Origin of the sequence: Bacillus sp. IS1 (assembly GCF_032461585.1) — a bacterium.
In the GTDB taxonomy this organism is placed as follows: Bacteria; Bacillota; Bacilli; order Bacillales; family Bacillaceae; genus Bacillus; species Bacillus velezensis.
Window position 1 is genome coordinate 96995 of the sequence record NZ_JAWCWR010000001.1, and the last position, 19210, is coordinate 116204.

General features: G+C 48.1%; 20 protein-coding genes, 1 riboswitch and 1 other annotated feature. Of the genes, 14 read left to right on the forward strand and 6 right to left on the reverse strand.

The features are described from left to right. Nucleotides 1–972, forward strand: coding sequence for an ABC transporter ATP-binding protein (locus RUW00_RS00550; RefSeq protein WP_007610864.1), 972 nt, complete (start codon nucleotides 1–3; stop codon nucleotides 970–972). Nucleotides 973–999: 27 nt separating this feature from the next. On the opposite strand, the gene RUW00_RS00555 is transcribed toward RUW00_RS00550, so the two are convergent. Continuing rightward, nucleotides 1000–2049, reverse strand: coding sequence for a lactonase family protein (locus RUW00_RS00555; protein WP_267542964.1), 1050 nt, complete (start codon nucleotides 2047–2049; stop codon nucleotides 1000–1002). A gap of 70 nt (nucleotides 2050–2119) precedes the next feature. Further along, entirely contained in the window at nucleotides 2120–2980 is an 861-nt protein-coding gene (locus RUW00_RS00560; protein ID WP_061862113.1) for a dimethylarginine dimethylaminohydrolase family protein, read from the reverse strand. 189 nt (nucleotides 2981–3169) lie between these two features. Here RUW00_RS00560 and RUW00_RS00565 point away from each other — a divergent pair, with 189 nt between their 5' ends. The 8 genes from RUW00_RS00565 (at nucleotide 3170) to RUW00_RS00600 (ending at nucleotide 9415) form a co-directional block, all read left to right on the forward strand. Continuing rightward, nucleotides 3170–3688 carry an acyl-CoA thioesterase gene (locus RUW00_RS00565; protein WP_021493808.1) on the forward strand — a complete coding sequence of 173 codons (519 nt, stop codon included), beginning with the start codon at nucleotides 3170–3172 and terminating at the stop codon, nucleotides 3686–3688. 99 nt (nucleotides 3689–3787) lie between these two features. Beyond that, complete coding sequence (locus RUW00_RS00570) at nucleotides 3788–4333, forward strand: GNAT family N-acetyltransferase (RefSeq protein WP_280145046.1); 546 nt, start codon at nucleotides 3788–3790, stop codon at nucleotides 4331–4333. A gap of 12 nt (nucleotides 4334–4345) precedes the next feature. After that, nucleotides 4346–4454: riboswitch (guanidine-I (ykkC/yxkD leader) on the forward strand. A 66-nt stretch (nucleotides 4455–4520) separates the two neighbouring features. Then, entirely contained in the window at nucleotides 4521–4859 is a 339-nt protein-coding gene (locus RUW00_RS00575; protein ID WP_007407236.1) for a DMT family transporter, read from the forward strand. Continuing rightward, nucleotides 4859–5173: a DMT family transporter gene (locus RUW00_RS00580; protein WP_007407235.1), complete on the forward strand. Its 315-nt coding sequence runs from the start codon at nucleotides 4859–4861 to the stop codon at nucleotides 5171–5173. The genes RUW00_RS00575 and RUW00_RS00580 overlap by 1 nt, the downstream gene beginning before the upstream one ends. A gap of 74 nt (nucleotides 5174–5247) precedes the next feature. Further along, nucleotides 5248–6150: a formyltetrahydrofolate deformylase gene (purU, locus tag RUW00_RS00585; protein WP_280145047.1), complete on the forward strand. Its 903-nt coding sequence runs from the start codon at nucleotides 5248–5250 to the stop codon at nucleotides 6148–6150. An 86-nt stretch (nucleotides 6151–6236) separates the two neighbouring features. Further along, nucleotides 6237–6450 (forward strand) — a binding site (T-box leader). A 69-nt stretch (nucleotides 6451–6519) separates the two neighbouring features. Further along, complete coding sequence (proB, locus tag RUW00_RS00590) at nucleotides 6520–7632, forward strand: glutamate 5-kinase (RefSeq protein ID WP_280145438.1); 1113 nt, start codon at nucleotides 6520–6522, stop codon at nucleotides 7630–7632. Continuing rightward, entirely contained in the window at nucleotides 7629–8876 is a 1248-nt protein-coding gene (gene proA / locus RUW00_RS00595) for a glutamate-5-semialdehyde dehydrogenase (RefSeq protein ID WP_209388157.1), read from the forward strand. The genes proB and proA overlap by 4 nt, the downstream gene beginning before the upstream one ends. Nucleotides 8877–8989: 113 nt before the next feature. Then, nucleotides 8990–9415 (forward strand): organic hydroperoxide resistance protein, encoded by a 426-nt coding sequence (locus RUW00_RS00600; RefSeq protein WP_095061377.1) that lies wholly within the window; start codon nucleotides 8990–8992, stop codon nucleotides 9413–9415. Between the two features lie 27 nt (nucleotides 9416–9442). Here the strand turns inward: RUW00_RS00600 and RUW00_RS00605 are convergent, their stop codons facing one another. Then, nucleotides 9443–9952: a MarR family winged helix-turn-helix transcriptional regulator gene (locus RUW00_RS00605; RefSeq protein ID WP_014417547.1), complete on the reverse strand. Its 510-nt coding sequence runs from the start codon at nucleotides 9950–9952 to the stop codon at nucleotides 9443–9445. 73 nt (nucleotides 9953–10025) lie between these two features. On the opposite strand from RUW00_RS00605, the gene ohrB reads away from it, so the two are divergent. From ohrB to RUW00_RS00625, 4 genes are all read left to right on the forward strand, one after another. Continuing rightward, nucleotides 10026–10436, forward strand: coding sequence for an organic hydroperoxide resistance protein OhrB (gene ohrB, locus RUW00_RS00610; protein WP_022553455.1), 411 nt, complete (start codon nucleotides 10026–10028; stop codon nucleotides 10434–10436). Nucleotides 10437–10576: 140 nt separating this feature from the next. Beyond that, on the forward strand, nucleotides 10577–11155 hold the full coding sequence (locus tag RUW00_RS00615) for an alpha-helical endospore appendage domain-containing protein (protein WP_280145048.1): 579 nt from the start codon (nucleotides 10577–10579) through the stop codon (nucleotides 11153–11155). Between the two features lie 21 nt (nucleotides 11156–11176). Beyond that, nucleotides 11177–11641, forward strand: a complete 465-nt coding sequence (locus tag RUW00_RS00620) for a hypothetical protein (RefSeq protein ID WP_021493802.1) — start codon at nucleotides 11177–11179, stop codon at nucleotides 11639–11641. Nucleotides 11642–11645: 4 nt separating this feature from the next. Beyond that, on the forward strand, nucleotides 11646–12773 hold the full coding sequence (locus RUW00_RS00625) for a glycosyltransferase (RefSeq protein WP_095061373.1): 1128 nt from the start codon (nucleotides 11646–11648) through the stop codon (nucleotides 12771–12773). A 21-nt stretch (nucleotides 12774–12794) separates the two neighbouring features. Here the strand turns inward: RUW00_RS00625 and RUW00_RS00630 are convergent, their stop codons facing one another. Further along, nucleotides 12795–14660 carry a BclA C-terminal domain-containing protein gene (locus RUW00_RS00630; protein ID WP_315956434.1) on the reverse strand — a complete coding sequence of 622 codons (1866 nt, stop codon included), beginning with the start codon at nucleotides 14658–14660 and terminating at the stop codon, nucleotides 12795–12797. 240 nt (nucleotides 14661–14900) lie between these two features. Beyond that, nucleotides 14901–16085: an MFS transporter gene (locus RUW00_RS00635; protein ID WP_014417553.1), complete on the reverse strand. Its 1185-nt coding sequence runs from the start codon at nucleotides 16083–16085 to the stop codon at nucleotides 14901–14903. 81 nt (nucleotides 16086–16166) lie between these two features. Between RUW00_RS00635 and yeiL the strand changes: the two genes are divergently transcribed. Continuing rightward, nucleotides 16167–16838 carry a transcriptional regulator YeiL gene (yeiL, locus tag RUW00_RS00640; RefSeq protein WP_029973055.1) on the forward strand — a complete coding sequence of 224 codons (672 nt, stop codon included), beginning with the start codon at nucleotides 16167–16169 and terminating at the stop codon, nucleotides 16836–16838. A 48-nt stretch (nucleotides 16839–16886) separates the two neighbouring features. On the opposite strand, the gene metE is transcribed toward yeiL, so the two are convergent. Beyond that, nucleotides 16887–19175, reverse strand: a complete 2289-nt coding sequence (gene metE, locus RUW00_RS00645; RefSeq protein WP_103526951.1) for a 5-methyltetrahydropteroyltriglutamate--homocysteine S-methyltransferase — start codon at nucleotides 19173–19175, stop codon at nucleotides 16887–16889. Nucleotides 19176–19210: the final 35 nt, after the last annotated feature.

The window sequence follows — 19210 nt, forward strand, 5'->3', positions numbered from 1 at the left end:
ATGACGGCATCTCCGCTCCTTGAAGTCAGCGGGCTGAAAATGCATTTTGACGCAGGAAGAAAGAAAGCCGTAAAAGCAGTCGACGGTGTCAGTTTTCACATTAAAAGAGGGGAAACATTCGGACTTGTCGGAGAATCGGGATGCGGTAAATCGACGCTCGGAAGGGTTATTCTCCGTCTGTATGACCCGACGGCCGGTTCGGTATCATATGAAGGGACGGATATACACCGTGCCGCGGCAGAACAGCGGTCGGTCTTCTTCCGCAAGCTGCAGATGATTTTCCAAGACCCTTACGCCTCGTTAAATCCGCGCCTGACCGTAAGGGAAATTATTATGGAGCCGATGGAAATCCACAATCTTTACAATACAAGAAAGGCCCGTCTGATGATGGCGGATGAACTGCTTGAAGCTGTCGGGCTCCATCCGGATTTCGGCAGCCGGTATCCCCACGAATTCAGCGGCGGACAGAGGCAGAGAATCGGGATTGCCAGAGCGCTCTCTCTGCATCCCGAATTTATCGTGGCGGATGAGCCGATTTCCGCGCTGGATGTGTCGGTACAGGCTCAGGTCGTCAACCTTTTAAAAAGGCTTCAGAAAGAGAAAGGACTGACATTTTTATTTATCGCCCACGATTTATCAATGGTCAAGCATATCAGCGACCGGATCGGCGTGATGTATTTGGGCCGCATGATGGAAATTACAGAAAGCGCTGCGCTTTACCGGGAACCGCTTCACCCTTATACGAAGGCGCTTTTATCCTCAATCCCGATTCCTGATCCGCTTCTTGAGGACAAGCGTGAACGGATTATTCTGAAAGGGGAGCTGCCGAGCCCCCTTAACCCGCCGAGCGGCTGTGTATTCAGGACGCGGTGTCCTGAAGCGATGGAGCTCTGCGGTAAGATAACGCCTGAGCTTGAAGAAGTGAAGGCGGGGCGTTTTGTCGCCTGCCATTTATACAAAAAAGAAAGCTGACAATATAAAGTCAGCTTTCTTTTTTGATTAAACCTGATGCAGAAATGACACGCAGACCGGATACGGAACCGGAATGTCAGATTGAAGCAGAGTCAATTTGCCTGTTTCCGGATCACGTTCAAACAAAACCAGATTTCCCGTTTCTTCGTTTGACGCGACAAGGAATGTCTCGGAAGGGTCAAACGCGAAATCACGCGGCCAGTTTCCTTCTGTCGGCACCCATTCAATAAGAGACAATTCACCGGAATATTGGTTGATCTTATAGATGGCGATGCTGTCATGTCCGCGGTTGGCGGCATAAAGAAATCTGCCGTCTTTAGATATGCGTATCGCGCTGCCTTGCGATTTGTCCGTAAAGCCTTCAGGCAAAGCGGAAATGACCTGCAGCTCTCTGAATTCACCTAAGGTCGGGTTGTATTCAAGCGCGATGACTTCATTACTGATTTCCGTCATGACATAGGCGTATTTTTCCGCCGGATGAAAAACGATATGGCGCGGCCCTGAACCCGGTGCGAAAGAATGAGTTTTCACCTCTGTGAGCGAACCGTTTTTCATTTGGTAAGTATAAAGCGTATCCGTCCCTAAATCGACGGCTGCAATGTAGTTATGCTCAGGTGTATAGCCTGCGAAATGGGTATGCGGTTTCTCTTGTCTTTCATGAGGACCTGTTCCCGTATGAGCGGCTTCGGCAGCCGGCTCCCGCAGACTTCCGTCCTCATTGACGGGAAAGGCGTGCACTTTTCCGCTGTGGTAATTAGCGGTTAACACATATTCATGTTTATTATCAATGCTGACGTGGCATGGAGACGGGCCTTCAATCAGCTGGTGGTTCACAAAAGTTAATTCCCCGCTGTTCTGATGAATCTGATAGGCTGCGACACCGCCTTTTCCGTCTGCCTTTTCAATGGAATACAGCATGCTGTTATCAGAATTCGGAGTGACGTATGTCGGGTTGCCGAGCTTTGCTGCCAGCTTCGGACGGCTGAGCCGTTTCGCTTCTGTATCAAGTTCAAAACAATAAATGCCTTCGCTTCCGCCTTTTGTATATGTTCCCGCGTATCCTATGTACTTAGCCATTCGGTTTCCCCCTTTAGAGTCTTGTCTTCTCTATATTAACGTATCTTGAAGGAAACTGCCTTGTAAATGTTTAAGATGTTCTGACAAGCGGCAAGGTGCAGCAGCGGAAGGAACCGCCTGATTTAATAATTTCGGAAAACTCGGTTTCAATGACCGTATAACCTCTTTTTCTGAGCTCGCGGTTCGTATGACGGTGCTGCGGCAGGCTGATAATTGTCTGATTGCCGATTGACAGGATATTCGGGCCGAGCGTGAATTGCTCTTCTTCAGGCACTTCTATCATCTCAAAACGTTCGGCGAGAAGATCAATTTCTTTCTGCCGCAAGCCATTTTTGCAGTATAGCGCTTCCGTTTCCGAGATCATATTAAATACACAGTCCAAATGTAAGAAATCCTCCTTGAGAGGGATCGGCACAACCGTCATCTCCGGCAGCGCCTCCTGCAGCTCCCGGACAGCCGCTTTATCCGTGCGCTTGCTCAGCCCGGCGTAAACGGTGCCGTCTGCGATCAAGATGTCGCCGCCTTCAATGTTCGCTTTTTTCAGTCGCGTATAAGGGATTTTCTTATTGTCAAGCAGGCCTTGAAACACGGTTTCTTCTCCCTGCCGGACTGAAGCCGCCATGTTTGAAATAAACGCCGTCTCGCCTAAGACAAATCCGATATCCCGGGTGAATACCTGCTCAGGCAATGCGGGATCGGCAGGCAGCAGGACGACTTCAATCTGATGAGATCTTAAAATGTCAATAAACTCACTATGCTGTTTGAGGGCAACGGGTATGTTAATATTTTCTTGTTTGAAATGTTTCTGCGTTCCGTTAATAATATCCTTGATGGCCATGTGTTCCGGCCGGCATAAGATGACTGTCTGCAAAGCATCAAACTCACTGCGGCAAGCCGGTTTCCGCGTGGATTTGGGAATGGATACGTCCATGTGATATCCTCCTATCGGTATTCAATGTGCGTTTATTATTCCCGGATGTGGTGAATAATGAAACATTTCTGAGAGAATATCTAACCAACTTAATATTTAAAATTTTAGACAAAACGGTCAAAGTATTGTTTAATAGGGTACAGATGAATGAGTCAAAACGACCAGACACCAAAGGGGAGTTTAAATAATATGAAGTTGCCAGAATCAAGATTTTGCAAAGAAACAAGGGTTGTTAAAACAAGCAGGGTTTTTCCGCTTGATACGAATAATCACAATACGCTGTTTGGCGGAAAGCTGATGAGCTACATTGATGATATCGCTTCAATTTCCGCGGCCCGCCACTGCCGGTGTGAAACAGTCACGGCCTCAATGGATTCTGTAGATTTTTTGCGCCCCATCGGCCAACAGGATTCCGTATGCCTTGAATCTTACGTCACATGGGTCGGCACATCGTCTATGGAGGTGTTTGTCAAAGTCATTAAAGAGCATCTGATGACGGGCGAACGCGAGCTTGCGGCAACGTCGTTTCTGACCTTTGTCGCGCTTGATTCAAACGGGAAATCGGTACCCGTTCCGCGGATCGTGCCGGAAACCGAGGAAGAAGTCATGCTTCACAATACGGCAGTTCAGCGCGCCGGAGAACGAAAAAACCGCTTAAAACACAGCAAGGCCCTGGCCGAGGCGCTCGGAACAGATAAACCTTGGTAATCGTCAAACCGCTTTTTTAAAAAGCGGTTTTTTTATGCTGAGAAAGGACTTTTCCTGCCGGATCCATAATCTATTACAGGGAAAGGAGACGTGGCGTGCATGATGGAACATAAGTCTTCCGACACCATCCTGACAACCGGGCGTATCCGTCTGCGGACTATGCGGGATGACGATGAAGAAAATTTGTACGGGCTGTTTACCGACAGAGAGGTCATGAAATATTATCCTTCTCTCAAAAGCAGACGGGAAACGAAGGAATGGATTGCCTGGAACAAACGATTGGCGAAAGGATACGGCGTCAGTCTTTGGATCGCAGAGGATAAAGAGACGGGCGCATTTCTTGGTCAATGCGGAATCGTTCCGCAAACGGTAAACGGAAACACTTTGATGGAAATCGGCTATATGTTTGCCCGCCGCCGCTGGGGCTGCGGCTATGCGACAGAGGCGGCGAACGCCTGTCTGGACTACGGTTTTCATATGCAGCAATACGGACGCATAGCGGCGCTGATTGATCCGGAAAACGCTGCCTCCGTCCGTGTCGCGGAAAAAATCGGCATGGTGCCCGGTGAGACCGTTACCAAATGGGAGAGGCAGCTGACGGTTTTTGACATCACATCTGACGTTGAACGTTTCGGCGAAATGTAGTATGATACGAACAGACATGTTTTCTAGGGTTCCGCATGTTCATACATGGCCTGGTCCGAGAGAAAACACATATGCGGACATATCCCGCATATGCACACGGAGGGAAAAAAGCCCGGGAGAGTCAATCTCATGAGAGACGACTATCCGGGCTTTTTTGTATTGTCCGGATACAGAAAGGGTGAAGAACATGAAATGGGGTTTAGTGGTCATAGCGGCCGTATTTGAAGTGGTATGGGTCACCGGCCTGAAACATGCTGATTCAGCACTGGCGTGGAGCGGCACGATTACGGGAATCATTATCAGTTTTTATCTATTAATCAAGGCGACAGACAGCCTGCCCGTAGGAACGGTATACGCGGTCTTTACCGGACTCGGGACAGCGGGCACCGTGCTCAGTGAAATCCTGCTTTTCAAAGAACAGGCCGATCCGGTGAAAATCGTACTGATCGGCGTTTTGCTGATCGGTGTCATCGGATTAAAGCTGGTCACACAGGATAAGCCTGAGACGAAGGAGGAGAAGGCGTAATGCATTGGATCAGCCTGATAGCCGCGGGTCTTTGTGAAATGCTCGGGGTCATTTTAATGAATCAATTTCAAAAAGAAAAGAAAGTCAAATGGATTCTTTTCATTATCGCCGGATTTGCGGCTTCTTTTTCCCTGCTTTCTTATGCGATGGAGACGATCGCGATGGGCACGGCCTATGCGATCTGGACCGGTATCGGCACAGCGGGCGGCGCATTAGCCGGCATTCTTTTCTACGGCGAGCAGAAGGATGCGAAGCGCATCTTTTTCATTGCGCTTATTTTATGCGCTGCCGTAGGGCTGAAAATTCTTTCGTAAATTGATTTTTATCAAATCTTCAGTATAATCTATTAGTAAGTTACGAATTATGAAGATACGAGGGATTAAAACAGATGAATTCATATATGACACAGCGGCTGAAAGAATACCGCCGCGGGAATGAGGAAAAAGGGCGCCTGCTTGTCAGCTGCCCCGACCAGCCGGGAATTGTATCGGCCGTGTCGGCGTTTTTGTTTGAACATGGCGCAAACATTATTGAATCAAATCAATATACGACTGACCCTGAAGGCGGACGGTTTTTTCTTAGGATCGAATTCGACTGCAAGGGCATTCGTGAGAAAAAAGAGGATTTACAGCAAGCGTTCGCCTCAATCGCCCAGACATTCGGCATGACATGGAGCCTGTCTCTGGCAAGTGAGCTGAAGCGAGTGGCGATCTTTGTATCGAAGGAGCTGCACTGCCTTCATGAACTGATTTGGGAGTGGCAAAGCGGCAATATGATGGCCGAAATTGCGGTCGTCATCAGCAACCACGAAGAGGCCAAAGAAGTGGTCGAACCGCTGAATATTCCGTTCCATTACATGAAAGCTAACAAAGAGATCCGCGCCGAAGTGGAGCGGCGCCAGCTTGAGCTGCTGGAGCAGTATAAGATTGATGTGATCGTTCTTGCCCGCTACATGCAGATTTTGACGTCTGATTTTGTATCTGCCCATCCGAATCGGATTATTAACATCCACCATTCATTTCTGCCGGCCTTTATCGGCGCTAATCCGTATAAACGGGCTTATGAGCGCGGAGTGAAATTAATCGGCGCGACTTCTCACTATGTGACGGACGATCTTGACGAAGGGCCGATTATTGAACAGGATATTGAACGCGTCGATCACAGAGATCACGCAGAGGATTTGAAGAATATCGGCAGAACGATTGAGCGGAGCGTGTTGGCAAGAGCCGTAAAATGGCATCTGGAAGACCGCGTCATCGTTCACGGAAACAAAACGATCGTATTTAATTAATGACGGTCCGCCGGGGAGGCGGGCTGTTTTTTATGGATGAAAATGTCTTGACAAGAACCTGTTTTCTTTGCATAATATAAAAAAATCATTGAGCGTTGAAGAGGATCAGTACGCAGAACTTTCTGTGACAGAGAGCAAAATGGCCCGCTGAAACATTTTGCCGCATGAAACCTGCCGAACCTGCCTTGGAGTCCTGAGGGGAAAACTCAGGCGCGATAACCTGGCGTTACAGGAAAGCGGGACGCGTGAAAAACGCGTTCAAACAAGGTGGTACCACGGAAAGCCCATTTCGTCCTTATTTTTCAGGACGGAATGGGCTTTTTTTATTGACGAGAGCCGGTTTGGATTGATTGCCACGGAGGAGAAATGATGAAAAAACAAAGAATTGTTGTGAAAATCGGGAGCAGCTCGCTCACCAACAGTAACGGAAGTATTGATGAAGCAAAAATCAAGGAACATACGGAAGCCATTTCTTTATTAAAAGAAAACGGGCATGAAGTGATCCTCATTACCTCAGGCGCGGTGGCAGCGGGTTTTTCCGCTCTCGGCTATCCGTCGCGACCCGTTACGATAAAAGGAAAGCAGGCAGCTGCCGCAGTCGGCCAGACGCTTTTAATGCAGCAATATATGGACCATTTAAAAAGATACGGTCTGACGCCGGCACAAATTTTATTAACAAGAAATGATTTCTCAAAAAGAGAGCGGTACAGAAATGCCTATGCCACTGTAATGGAACTGTTGGAGCGGGGCGTCGTGCCGATTATTAATGAGAATGATTCCACATCAGTCGAAGAGCTGACGTTCGGTGATAACGACATGCTGTCGGCGCTTGTAAGCGGGTTGATTCATGCAGACCAATTAATGATTCTCACAGACATTAACGGGCTGTACGATGCCAATCCGAATGAAAACCCGGACGCAAAGCGGTTCGACTATCTGAATGACATCACACCAGAATTGCTCGGGTATGCCGGATCAGCAGGCTCAAAGGTCGGCACCGGAGGCATGAAGTCAAAACTTCTCGCCGCCCAGACCGCATTGTCGCTCGGGGTGAAGGTATTTATCGGAACCGGCTCCGGACGGGAAAAACTGATGGGAATTTTAGACGGAAAAGGCGACGGCACTTATATCGGCGATAAAGACCTGTCCTCAGTGAATAATACACGGCAATGGATCATGTTTCATTCTCCGATATCAGGGGAAATCATCATTGATGGGGGAGCGGAGCAGGCGATGATCCATAACGGGTCAAGTCTCCTCCCGGCCGGTGTCGCCGATGTCTGCGGCAGTTTTCCGAAAGGGGCCGTAGTGGAAGTCAGAGGGCCCGGCGGCATTATCGGCAAAGGGCAGACGCAGTACTCATCCGATGAAATTATAGGAGCCAAAGGGAAGCGGAGCGACCAGCTTTCAGGAACGAAGCAGGTGGAAGTGATTCACAGAGATGATTGGGTGAATTTATTTGACGAGGGGGAACACAAATGAGTGAAGTATTGCAAAAAGCAGCCTTGGCAAAAGAAGCGGCTGCCGAAATGGTCATGAAAACGACGGCTGAAAAAAACGAAGCGCTCCAATGTATTGCAGACGGACTCAGAAATGAACGCCGGCTGATTTTAACAGAGAATCAGAAAGATATTGAAGCGGGACGGAACAGAGGACTGACACCTGACATTATTGACAGGCTGACTCTTGATGAAAAACGCCTGCTCGATATAGCGGACGCCGTGGAACTGCTAATCGGTCTTGAAGATCCCGTCGGTGAATCGCTGGAGACCATTCAAAAAGAGAATGGATTATCTATTGAAAAAATCCGCGTGCCCCTCGGAGTAGTGGGCATGATCTATGAGGCCAGACCGAACGTTACCGTAGACGCGGCGACACTCTGCCTGAAAACCGGAAACGCGGTTGTGCTCAGAGGAAGTTCTTCCGCCATCCACAGCAACATAGCGCTTGTCAGTGTGATGAAACGCGCACTGGGGCTGTCAAAGCTTCCGATTGATGCTGTTCAGCTCATAGAAGATACAAGCAAAGAAACCGCCAAACAGCTCTTTACATTAAATGACGGGCTGGATGTATTGATCCCGCGCGGCGGTAAAAATTTAATTGATCTTGTTGTCAGGGAATCAACCGTACCCGTTTTAGAAACCGGAGCGGGCAATTGCCACGTGTACATAGATGAGTCAGCAGATCCTCAAATGGCAAGCGAGGTCGTCATCAATGCCAAAACACAGCGTCCTTCGGTCTGCAACGCGATTGAATCTCTTTTGATTCATGAAAAATGGGCCGAAGAACACGGACGAAAGCTGCTGAATCAGCTGACAGCAAAAGGGGTGGAGCTCCGAGGAGACCAGGTGATTTGCAGACTGGAGCCTCAAGCGAAACAAGCAGAAGAAGCCGATTGGGGAGCGGAGTACCTGGCGCCGATTCTCAGTGTGAAAACGGTGCAGGACGTACAGGAGGCGGTCCGCCACATTCAGCAGTACGGCACAAACCATTCAGAAGCCATTCTGACGGAGAACGCCGAGCATGCGGCTTACTTCCAGACCGCCGTTGACGCCGCCGCCGTGTATCATAATGCTTCAACCCGGTTTACAGACGGTTTTGAATTCGGATACGGAGCCGAAATCGGCATCAGCACGCAAAAGCTTCACGCGAGAGGGCCGATGGGGCTTCCGGCGTTAACATCTACAAAAATCATCATCAAAGGAAACGGACAAATCCGCGTATAATCTTTTAAGCTTATCCTTCAAAAAGGGTAGGCTTTTTTTATGCGGAAAGATTGACGGTTTCTATTATATTGTGTAAGATTAAATTGTACACAATATAATAGAGGTGAATTCACATGACAAAACCATTATTTACTGCAACCGTATCAGCCGCCGGCGGACGTGAAGGGAAAGTCACGTCTTCTGACGGAGTGCTGAATCTTGATGTTGCCATGCCGGGAACGCCAAGAGCAAAAAAGCTCGAGCATGCCACAAACCCTGAACAGCTGTTTGCCGCAGGATATTCAGCCTGCTTTGACAGCGCTCTTCAGCTCGTAGCAAGAAAAGAGCGTCTGAGTATTGAAACAGAGGTCACTGCGCATGTCAGTCTGCTGAAAGATGAAGCAGACCAAGGATATAAACTAGGCGTTACGCTTGAGGTCAAAGCAGCCGGCATTGATAAACAGGAGCTTGAAGCCCTTATCCAAAAAGCGCACGGTGTCTGCCCGTATTCAAAAGCGACAGCGGGAAATATTGAAGTGAAGCTTCTGGCAGCAGAATAAAAATAAGGATGCCCATTTGGGGCATCCTTATTTTTTGCCGTGCAGCGTATTCAAAACCTCATAAAGCGACTGCTTTAACTGCTTTAATTCCTCTTTTGACCGTCCCGTCTGTTCCAGCATGGCAATGGGAATATCCGCCGCTGTTTTCTGCAAGGCCCGTCCTTCATCTGTGAGCCTGATCGTCACGGATCGCTCGTCTTCAGCCGACCGCTTCCTCATGATGATTCCGTGCTGCTCCATCCGTTTCAGCATCGGTGTCAGCGTTCCGGAATCCAGGTACAAAAGCTCACCCATCCGTTTCACATTCAGTTCTTCGTGCTCCCATAATAAAAGCAGCGCCAAATACTGGGGATAAGTTACGTTGAGCTTATCAAGCAGCGGTTTGTACCGTTTCGTCATTTCCCTTGAGCTTGCGTACAGCAAAAAACAAAGCTGATTCTCCAGTTTCATATGTTCAAAATCTTTTTCTGCCATTACTTCTTTCACCAACTCTTTGTTTGTTAACGTTACCCCTATTGTAGCCGAAAAACGGTCCATTTCCTATTCCTCATGTTTAAAAATATGAGCAGGGGCAATATATACAGTAAGTACAATGAGGAGGCTGATAATAATGGCATTATTTACTTCAAAAGCGACCGCAGTCGGCGGACGAGCAGGACATATTAAATCCGACGACGGGGTGCTGGATTTTGACATCATCATGCCGAATGCAAAAAAAGACGGAGAAACCGGCACAAACCCTGAACAGCTCTTTGCGGCAGGGTATGCTGCCTGCTTTGGGGGAGCGCTTGAGCTTGCCGCCCAAAAACAAAAAATCGACATGACCTCTGAAATTGAAGGACAGGTCAGCCTTTTAAAAGATGAGAGTGACGGAGGTTACAAAATCGGCGTAACGCTCGTCATTGATACAAAAGATCTTGACAAAGAAACGGCGGAGAAGCTAGTGCACGCCGCTCACGAGTTCTGTCCGTATTCAAAAGCAACAAGAGGAAATGTAGACGTCAAACTTGAATTAAAATAAATCAACGAACGAATATCCCGGATTTCATATCCGGGATATTTTATTAACGAAAACATCAGTAATGATCTCTTCTCTCCCGGAATAAGAATACGATATAGCACTTTTGCATAATGACACCAAGAGAAAAGAGGGAGAAATCGATGTCTCTTCCAAACATACCGAACATCACCCCCGACATTACACTCTCCAGATGTGAGACCCTGAACCTCCTTCTTTCATCCGTGGCTATGGAAGAAATCGGACTATCCCATATTCTGCAGGCGGAAGCGGAAAGGATTCAAATGTTTCTCGGCGCTTCCGGCGATCCCTCCTTGGAGGAATTGTCATCAATCAATAGAAGCACTGAACGGCTCCTGCGCACCGTCATGAAATCACAACTCCTTTTGCAGACGAAGCTTGAGGACATTATCTTCTTACAGGATTCTGAAGCCTGTATGGACCCGGACGACCCAAGCAATCCGAGTAATCCAGGCGATCCTGATGACCCGTGGAATCCGGACGACCCAAGTAATCCGAGTGATCCGGGCGGTCCTGATGACCCGTGGAATCCGGACGATCCCAGTGATCCGGATGATCCGGAAGATCCATGCGACCCGTGCTTTCCGAATCCGCATCCTGAAGATCCGTGTGACGGCCTGTTTTACGGCCGCATTGGCTGCTGTGAGTGCGGGGATTGTGAGGACTGCGGTTGGAAGAAAAAAGGCGGGGAGCGTTCATAAAAAAAGAGACAGGTGAAGCATATGCCGTATCCAAGCATCTCAAAAGCGAAACAGACATCTTTTGAAGCCATGCATTGCCTCACGATTGCGCTGTTAAATATATTATCTGTGACCGTGGATAAAAGAAGGGATTCAAATTACAAAGAAGAAATCAGGCTGTTCTCCGCATTGTGCCGCTGGCAGATGGAAACTGGCGGCCGTCTGTTTTTAATGGTCAGCCTGGAAGAAGAGCAGAAGCAGATGTATGAGCGGCACTTTCATGAAATGAAGACAGTGACGGAACGAACGAAAAAATTCATTTTTGAAAGCCCGCGCGAATTCCGGGCGCATCCCATTACGAAGCGGGCTGTCAGGCAGCTTCAGGAATGGGATGCAGAATCAACTGCCGAACCTGCCGTCAGATGGGTGCGGCCTGTCATCATAACGATGAACGGCACTCCTGAACGGCCTTGGTTCAATCAACAACTCCAAAATCGGGAAAGGTGAGAAAATGAGCGGAAATGCTGAATGTAAACTGACTCTTTGCATGATTGTGAAAAACGAGGAGAGATACATCTCCCGTTGTTTATCAAGTGTACAAGACATCGTTGATGAGATCGTCATCGCAGACACCGGATCACAAGATAATACAAAAGATATCTGCAAAAGCTTTCAGGCAAGAGTGTTTGATTTCGAATGGGAGAATGATTTCGCAAAGGCCAGAAATTACGCCCTGCAGCATGCCGAAGGAGATTGGATTTTAGTGCTTGACGCGGATGAAGAGCTCGATCAGGAGACGGGCCGCTTTTTAACTTCGCTACTTCATGACGGATTACCGAGCCGGGGCCTTTTGAAAATCATCAATTATACGGGGAAGCAGCTCGATGAAAACGAAGCGTTTGAAAGCATGCAGCCGAGACTGTTCCGCAATCATAAAGGCCTTTTGTATCAAGGCAGAATTCACGAGAATATCTCGGCTCCCAATGAGGAAGAAAACAATGCTTTTTTCACGCTCCCATGTGTGATTCATCACTACGGCTACTTGGAGCAGGAAGAAAAGATCAAGCAAAAACATAAACGGAATATCAGCATTTTAAATGAAGAGCTTTCAGAGGAAAACCCTGATCCGTGGCTTGTCTATCATTTGGCAAGTGAATGCTACAGAATAAAAGACTATGAAAAAGCATTACATCTTGTCAACGGCTCAATTTTTCAATTTTTAAGCGAAAAACGAATGCCTCCGTCTCTCCTGTATTATTTGAAATATACAATATTGCTTGAGCTCAAACGGTATGAAGAAGCCGAACAAGGGATTGAAAAAGTGCTCAAGCTATATCCTGATTACAGCAATCTTCATTATTATAAAGGCCTTGTATTATATCATTTGGAAAAGTACAGAGCGGCAATCAAAGCATTTGAAAACGGAACGCAGGTTGAAGGAGAAAACGCTGATCACTTAATTTTAAAAGGTGCCGCCGATTTCAGAGCTTTTTATTATATGGCAAAATGCCATGCTGAATTAAACCATGATATGACGGCCATCGCTTACGCCAAAAAATCCGTGAAGTTCAATCCTCAATTTAAACCCGCGCAAGAGCTTCTGTCTCAATTAAAAAAGGATCAGCGGACAAACGCCTGATCCTTTTTTTTGCATGTTCCATTAAGATAATCGAATAATGTTTAAAGCTGCACCGACGCTTCCTCCAAGCAATGTGGCCGCACCCAATAATCCGAACAGCTGAAGCTGGATGGTGCTGCCTGCTGGCAAAGTCACAATAAAGGAGTTATTAAAGTTTGCCAAAGACGCGACCGGGGCGATAATCGAACTTGCAGGAGGAGTGCCGTTGATTAAAATACGCGAACTTACAAGCAGGCCGGCCGTTAAATTAATATGGTAGGAGATATAGTAACGTCCCGCCGGAGCAACGGTAAATATGGTATTTGCGGCATTAGCGGTAATATCTGCTGAGAGGTTTTGCTCATTCGGTAAGGAAATGGTCGTGCCGCCGACAATAACTGCGACAACACCGCCGCCCGTATTGCATGCATAGCCGGAAGTTGCTGTCAGACTTGTTCCGGTGCTTCCGGTCGGTCCGGTGCCGCCAGTAGCGCCGGTAAATCCAGTCGGTCCGGTGCCGCCAGTAGCGCCGGTAAATCCGGTCGGTCCGGTGCCGCCAGTAGCGCCGGTGCTTCCGGTCGGTCCAGTAACGCCAGTAGCGCCGGTAAATCCGGTCGGTCCGGTGCCGCCAGTAGCGCCGGTGATCCCGGTCGGTCCGGTGCCGCCAGTAGCGCCGGTGATTCCGGTCGGTCCGGTGCCGCCAGTAGCGCCGGTAAATCCAGTCGGTCCGGTGCCGCCAGTAGCGCCGGTGATTCCGGTCGGTCCAGTAACGCCAGTAGCGCCGGTAAATCCGGTCGGTCCGGTGCCGCCAGTAGCGCCGGTGATTCCGGTCGGTCCAGTAACGCCAGTAGCGCCGGTAAATCCGGTCGGTCCGGTGCCGCCAGTAGCGCCGGTAAATCCAGTCGGTCCGGTAACGCCAGTAGCGCCGGTGATTCCCGCCGCAGCTAAAAGTGTATAGTCAGCTGAGGCTCCAGGGGTTCCCGCCGGGCTGTTTACGTTTGCGACGTAAGAGCTGCCGTTGAAAGTAACTGGCTGTCCAGCGGTATAGGCAGCGGCAGCGAGGGGATCAAACGGTACGATGCCTTGCAGTCCGGCGCCCGTGACCCCTGTCGGCCCGGTCGGCCCCGCGGCGGCAAGCAGTGTATAATCCGGCGATGTCCCGGGAATGCCTGAAGGGTTATTGATATTTACGACATAAGAAGCACCCTCATACAATACAACCTGCCCCGCTGTATAAAAAGGTGCAGCAGCGGGATCAAAAGCTGTCAATCCTGTCAATCCGGCTCCTGTAGCGCCTGTTGGTCCGATCGGCCCGGTTGATCCTGCGGCAGCTAAAAGCGTATAATCGGCAGACGTATCCGGAATCCCTGCCGGCGAAGCTGTGTTCACGACATAGGAGCTTCCGTTATACAATACAACCTGTCCGGGTGTATAAGTGGGAGCAATCAGCGGATTAAAAGCAACAATCCCTTGAAGACCCGCACCGGTGACCCCCGTCGGCCCGGTCGGTCCGGTTGGCCCTGTCGCTCCGGCCGGGCCGATTGCTCCCGTCGGTCCTGCGGGCCCGCCGGCTGGTCCCGTCGGCCCCGTAGCACCAGTCGGTCCCGCCAGTGTAGGGATATTTGAGATACTGTCCAATTTTGAACCGAGAAGAAGCTCCTGTTTCATTAAGCTGTCAAGCGTATCACGGACGCTCTCATTCAAGTTCAGAATATCCGCAAGACTTGACGGGGGCCCTGTTAATCCGGGAATCGTTCCGAGCGCGTATTGGATTTTTTTCCCTTCCGCATTCAGAATATGTGCCATTCCCAGCTCTTCCATAGCAATTGACGAAAGAAGAAGGTTAATGGTATCGTCTCTGGAAAGTGTAACGACAGGGGTGATATTAGGCAAATTAGGCTGTGACACAATGTCCCTCCTTATGAGTTGGCTGAAAATCATTTTATTACGAACAAAGTTCCCCGAAATAAGCGTAAGCAGTACTGTATCAGTATATTCACTGACTCTGTCCAAGTTTCTGAACGAATTCCCTTCATTAAATTCATCATATATGAAGGAAATACTTTAAATATAGATAAAATACATCGCACAGCATTCGCAAATCGGTCAAAATGACAGCGGGACATGTGATCGTCTATAAAGCGATGGCTACATATCTTGAGCGTTTCCTGCAAAAACTCTCTTTTTCATTTCGAGTTTTCTGTATAAAAGGGCGAGAAGCATGGATGGGATCGTACAAACAATCATTCCGATAAAGGCATACCGGGGTTCAATTTCATATAAAAAACCTCCGAAAATAGTAAATACCGCAGTGCTCCAGCTGAGAGCAAGCGCTGAATATATGCCTTGGGCTTTCGGGATTTGCGCGGGTGAAATATTTTTAATTAAGTATTTCATAAATGCATAGTGTCCCATCGCGAATGAACAGGCATGCAGCGTCTGCGCAATACAGAAAATGATGACATGCGGAAAGGCAAATACGAGTATCCAGCGTACGGTAGCACCAAGCGCCGCCAGGGCGAGCAAAGAGCCTGCCGTAAATTGATGAAAGTATCGGTCAGCGATTGCAAAGAAGATAATCTCCGCGATAACGGCGATGTTGATGATGATTCCGATGGCATATGCGGGCGCATCGATTTCCTGCAAAAAGAGATAACCGTAATTGTAGTAAGATGCATGTGCCGCTTGCAGTAAGATAACGATTGCGAGCACCAGACCGAAATATTTGATGCGGAATAAGGCAAACATACCCTCTTTTCTTGCGCGGTCTGTTTCCGGCCGTTTTGAAAGAACAGCTGGCGCATGCATAAAGCTGAGACATGCGAATATCAGGGTGCCCAAAAGCAGTGCCCATAAAATCGCTTGATCTCCGAATATACCTGTAAAGACGGACAGGATGACGCCGGCTGAAACAAAACCCGCGGACCCCCACTGGCGGCTTGTCCCATAAGCCTTTAATTCGTTATGCTGTACAAGGACGCCGCAAGCGCTGTCTAAAGCAGGCATTAAAGCAGGGTAAAACACATGCAGCACTAATGTGACAAGAAGCAGGCTTTGAAAAGAATCAGCGGGAATATAACATAAAAGTGCGAGAAGCGTCCCGATTCTGGCGCCGTTTAATAAGGCTTTGCTGCTGAATTTTCCTGATAAATAAGGGAAGAAAAATAATGTGGAAATCCCTCTTGCCGCCAAGCCCAGGCTCATAATGAAACTGGCTTCGGATACGGAAACCCCTTTTATATGCACCATCCATCCCGTCCAATAGGGCAGAAAAACACCCCATGTCATAAAAAAACTAAAAAAATGCAGACTCATCCAGCGATATGCTTTCATTCCCGTTCCTCCTTTAATTGGCATGTTATCATGTAAAGACATAAAGACAATATGAGATATCTCATATTTTTGGGGTGGACGATGGAAATTTATAAAGGCGAGAAAAAGCGGCATCAGTTAGAAAAACACTCAATCGCGCATTTATTCTCTTTCCCCGCTGAAAAGTTTATGGAAGTGCGCGAATATGAGCGGGACGAATGGATGATTCAAGAGGGCAGGAGGCCTGACTTCCTGTTTTACGTGATTGAAGGAAAAGCGAAAATATATGTAACCCATCAAAACGGGAAAGTTTCTTTAATTAATTTTATCAACAAAAATGATTACATCGGAGAGATGGAACTATTACATGAAGTGTATTACACAAAAGGAATTCAAGCCTCAGCGAAGACTGTTTGTTTTGCTCTGCCTATTTACCGCTGCCGCGCGCAATTGCTGCAGGATGCGAAATTCCTGCGTGAGTTGGCTAAGTTTTTAAGTGCTAAGGCAACGCTTATGGCTTCGAAATATTCACAAAGTCTGGCGTTCCCGCTTGAAAACCGGCTTGCTGATTTTATTTTGCAGACGGCTTATGAAGGGGTTTATAAAGAGAAGCACGTAACGGTCTGTGATTATTTGGGTGTATCTTACCGTCATCTCTTGCATGTGCTGACGCAATTCTGCCAAAAAGGGTATTTGCAAAAAGAAGGGCGGGGCTATCAAATTAAGCAGCATGATTCATTATATGAACTTGCAGAAGCGCTGAAGAATAAGTAGCACGCCCAGAAAAAACAGCCACCCGCGATTTGCGGATGGCTGTTTTCATTATACAAGCTGAGCTTGTTTTTTTCGTGCCTGTTTCGCGGCGTCGACCATATTTTTTAATGCCGCAACGGTTTCTTCCTGCTGTCTTGTTTTCAGTCCGCAGTCCGGGTTTACCCAGAAGCGGTCAGTCGGACACACTTCAAGCGCGTCATCAATAATTTGATAGATTTCTTCAGTTGCCGGCACACGCGGGCTGTGAATGTCGTATACACCGAGTCCGAGGCCTTTCACGTAAGGATGTTCTTTCAAGTATTCTAAAAATCCTCCGTGGCTTCTGCTGTGTTCGATTGTAATGACATCCGCGTCAAGATCATTGATCGTATCTACGATATCTTCAAAGTTGCTGTAACACATATGCGTATGAATCTGCGTCTCATTTTGCACAGAAGACGTCGTTAATCGGAATGCTTCTGCGGCCCAAGTTAAATATTCATCCCAATCCTGCGTTTTTAACGGCAGTCCTTCGCGGAGCGCGGGTTCATCCACTTGGATAATCTGAATACCGGCATCTTCAAGCGCTTTTACTTCTTTTCTGAGGGCAAGCCCGATCTGGAAGGCGATTTCTTTTCTTGAAATATCCACACGCGGGAATGACCAGTTTAAGATGGTGACAGGTCCCGTCAGCATGCCTTTCATGTGTTTTTCCGTCAGCGATTGGGCGTAGACCGTATCTTTTACCGTCATCGGTTCGATAAATTCGACATCTCCGAAAATGACAGGCGGACGTACGCAGCGTGAACCGTAAGACTGCACCCATGCATATTTCGTAAAGGCGAATCCGGCCAGTTTTTCACCGAAGTATTCGACCATGTCCGTCCGCTCAAATTCTCCGTGAACGAGCACGTCTAAGCCGATTTCTTCCTGAATGTCAACCCAGCGCTTCGTTTCCGCATTAATAAAGGCTTGGTACTGTTCATCCGTCCAATCTTTTTTCCGCCATTTTTGCCGTGCGCTCCGCACCTCGGCAGATTGAGGGAAGCTTCCGATTGTCGTCGTCGGCAGAAGGGGAAGACCGAGTGATTCATTTTGCAGCGCCAATCGTTCTTCAAAGCTTGCCGGACGGGAGAAATCTTTTTCCGTCAGCTGATTCAGCTCTTCTTTTTGAGCTGAGTTCGCTCCTGTTGCGAATGCTTTTAAAGCCTTAAGTGCCGCTTTTGACTCTTCGATCTGCTCACTGACGGCCGCTTTGCCGGACAGAAGCCCTTCTTTTAAGACGCCGAGTTCCGCCAGTTTTTCTTTAGCGTATGACAGGCCGTTCAGCAAATCCTTTTCGAGGTGCTCGTCAGTGTGTTTTGCCACCGGCACGTGCAGAAGGCTGCTTGAAGGCTGAATCCATAATTCCTCAACGTCAGCGTGGCTGAGGATATCCAGAGCTGCATCAAGGCGTTCTTCAACATCGATTTTCCAAATGTTGCGCCCGTCGATCACACCGGCTGCCAGCACTTTATCTTTCGGGAAGCCGTGCTTTTTCAGCTGCTCAAGGTTTCTGCCTTTATCATGCACAAAGTCAAGCCCGATTCCCTGTACGGGATAAGAAACGAGTTCTTCATATGCATCAACCGAATCAAAGTATGTCTGCAGGAGAACATTCAGTCCTGAAAGCTCTTTTGTGATCGCTTCATAGAGGTCTTTGGCGGCACGGACGTCTTCAGAAGAAGCTGTCACAAGGGCAGGCTCATCAATCTGAACCCATTTGACGCCTTCTGCTTCAAGCTCTTTCAGCAGCTGAACATAAAGAGGAACAAGGCGTTTTTGAATCGCTTTCGCTTCTGATTCTTCGTATCCTTTCGCAAGCGTGACGAATGTGTACGGACCGACGATGACAGGTTTCGTTTCCGCTCCGAATTCTTCTTTGATCCGGCGGTAGTCATCAAGCTGTTTGTTTCTCGTCAGACGGAATTCAATGCTTTCGTCATATTCAGGAACGATGTAATGGTAGTTGGTATTAAACCATTTCGTCATTTCACTGGAAACGGCGTCTTTTACACCGCGGGCAATCGCAAAGTATGTATCAACGGGATCCGTGATGCTGCGGAATCTTTCCGGAATCCAGTTAAAGCTGACGGCTGTATCAAGCACATGGTCATAATGGGTGAAATCAGAGACCGGCACGATATCGATATGTTGGTCAAGCTGTGTTTTGACAGCTGATAAGAATAAACCGTCAAGTTCTTTAAGAAACGTTTCTTTGTCAGTGTTACCTTTCCAATATGCCTCAAGCGCTTTTTTCCATTCTCTGTTCAAGCCGATTCTCGGAAAACCGAGGTTCGAAGTTTTGATTGTTGTCATTAAGTTTCCTCCTTTAAGTGAGATGTAACAAAAAA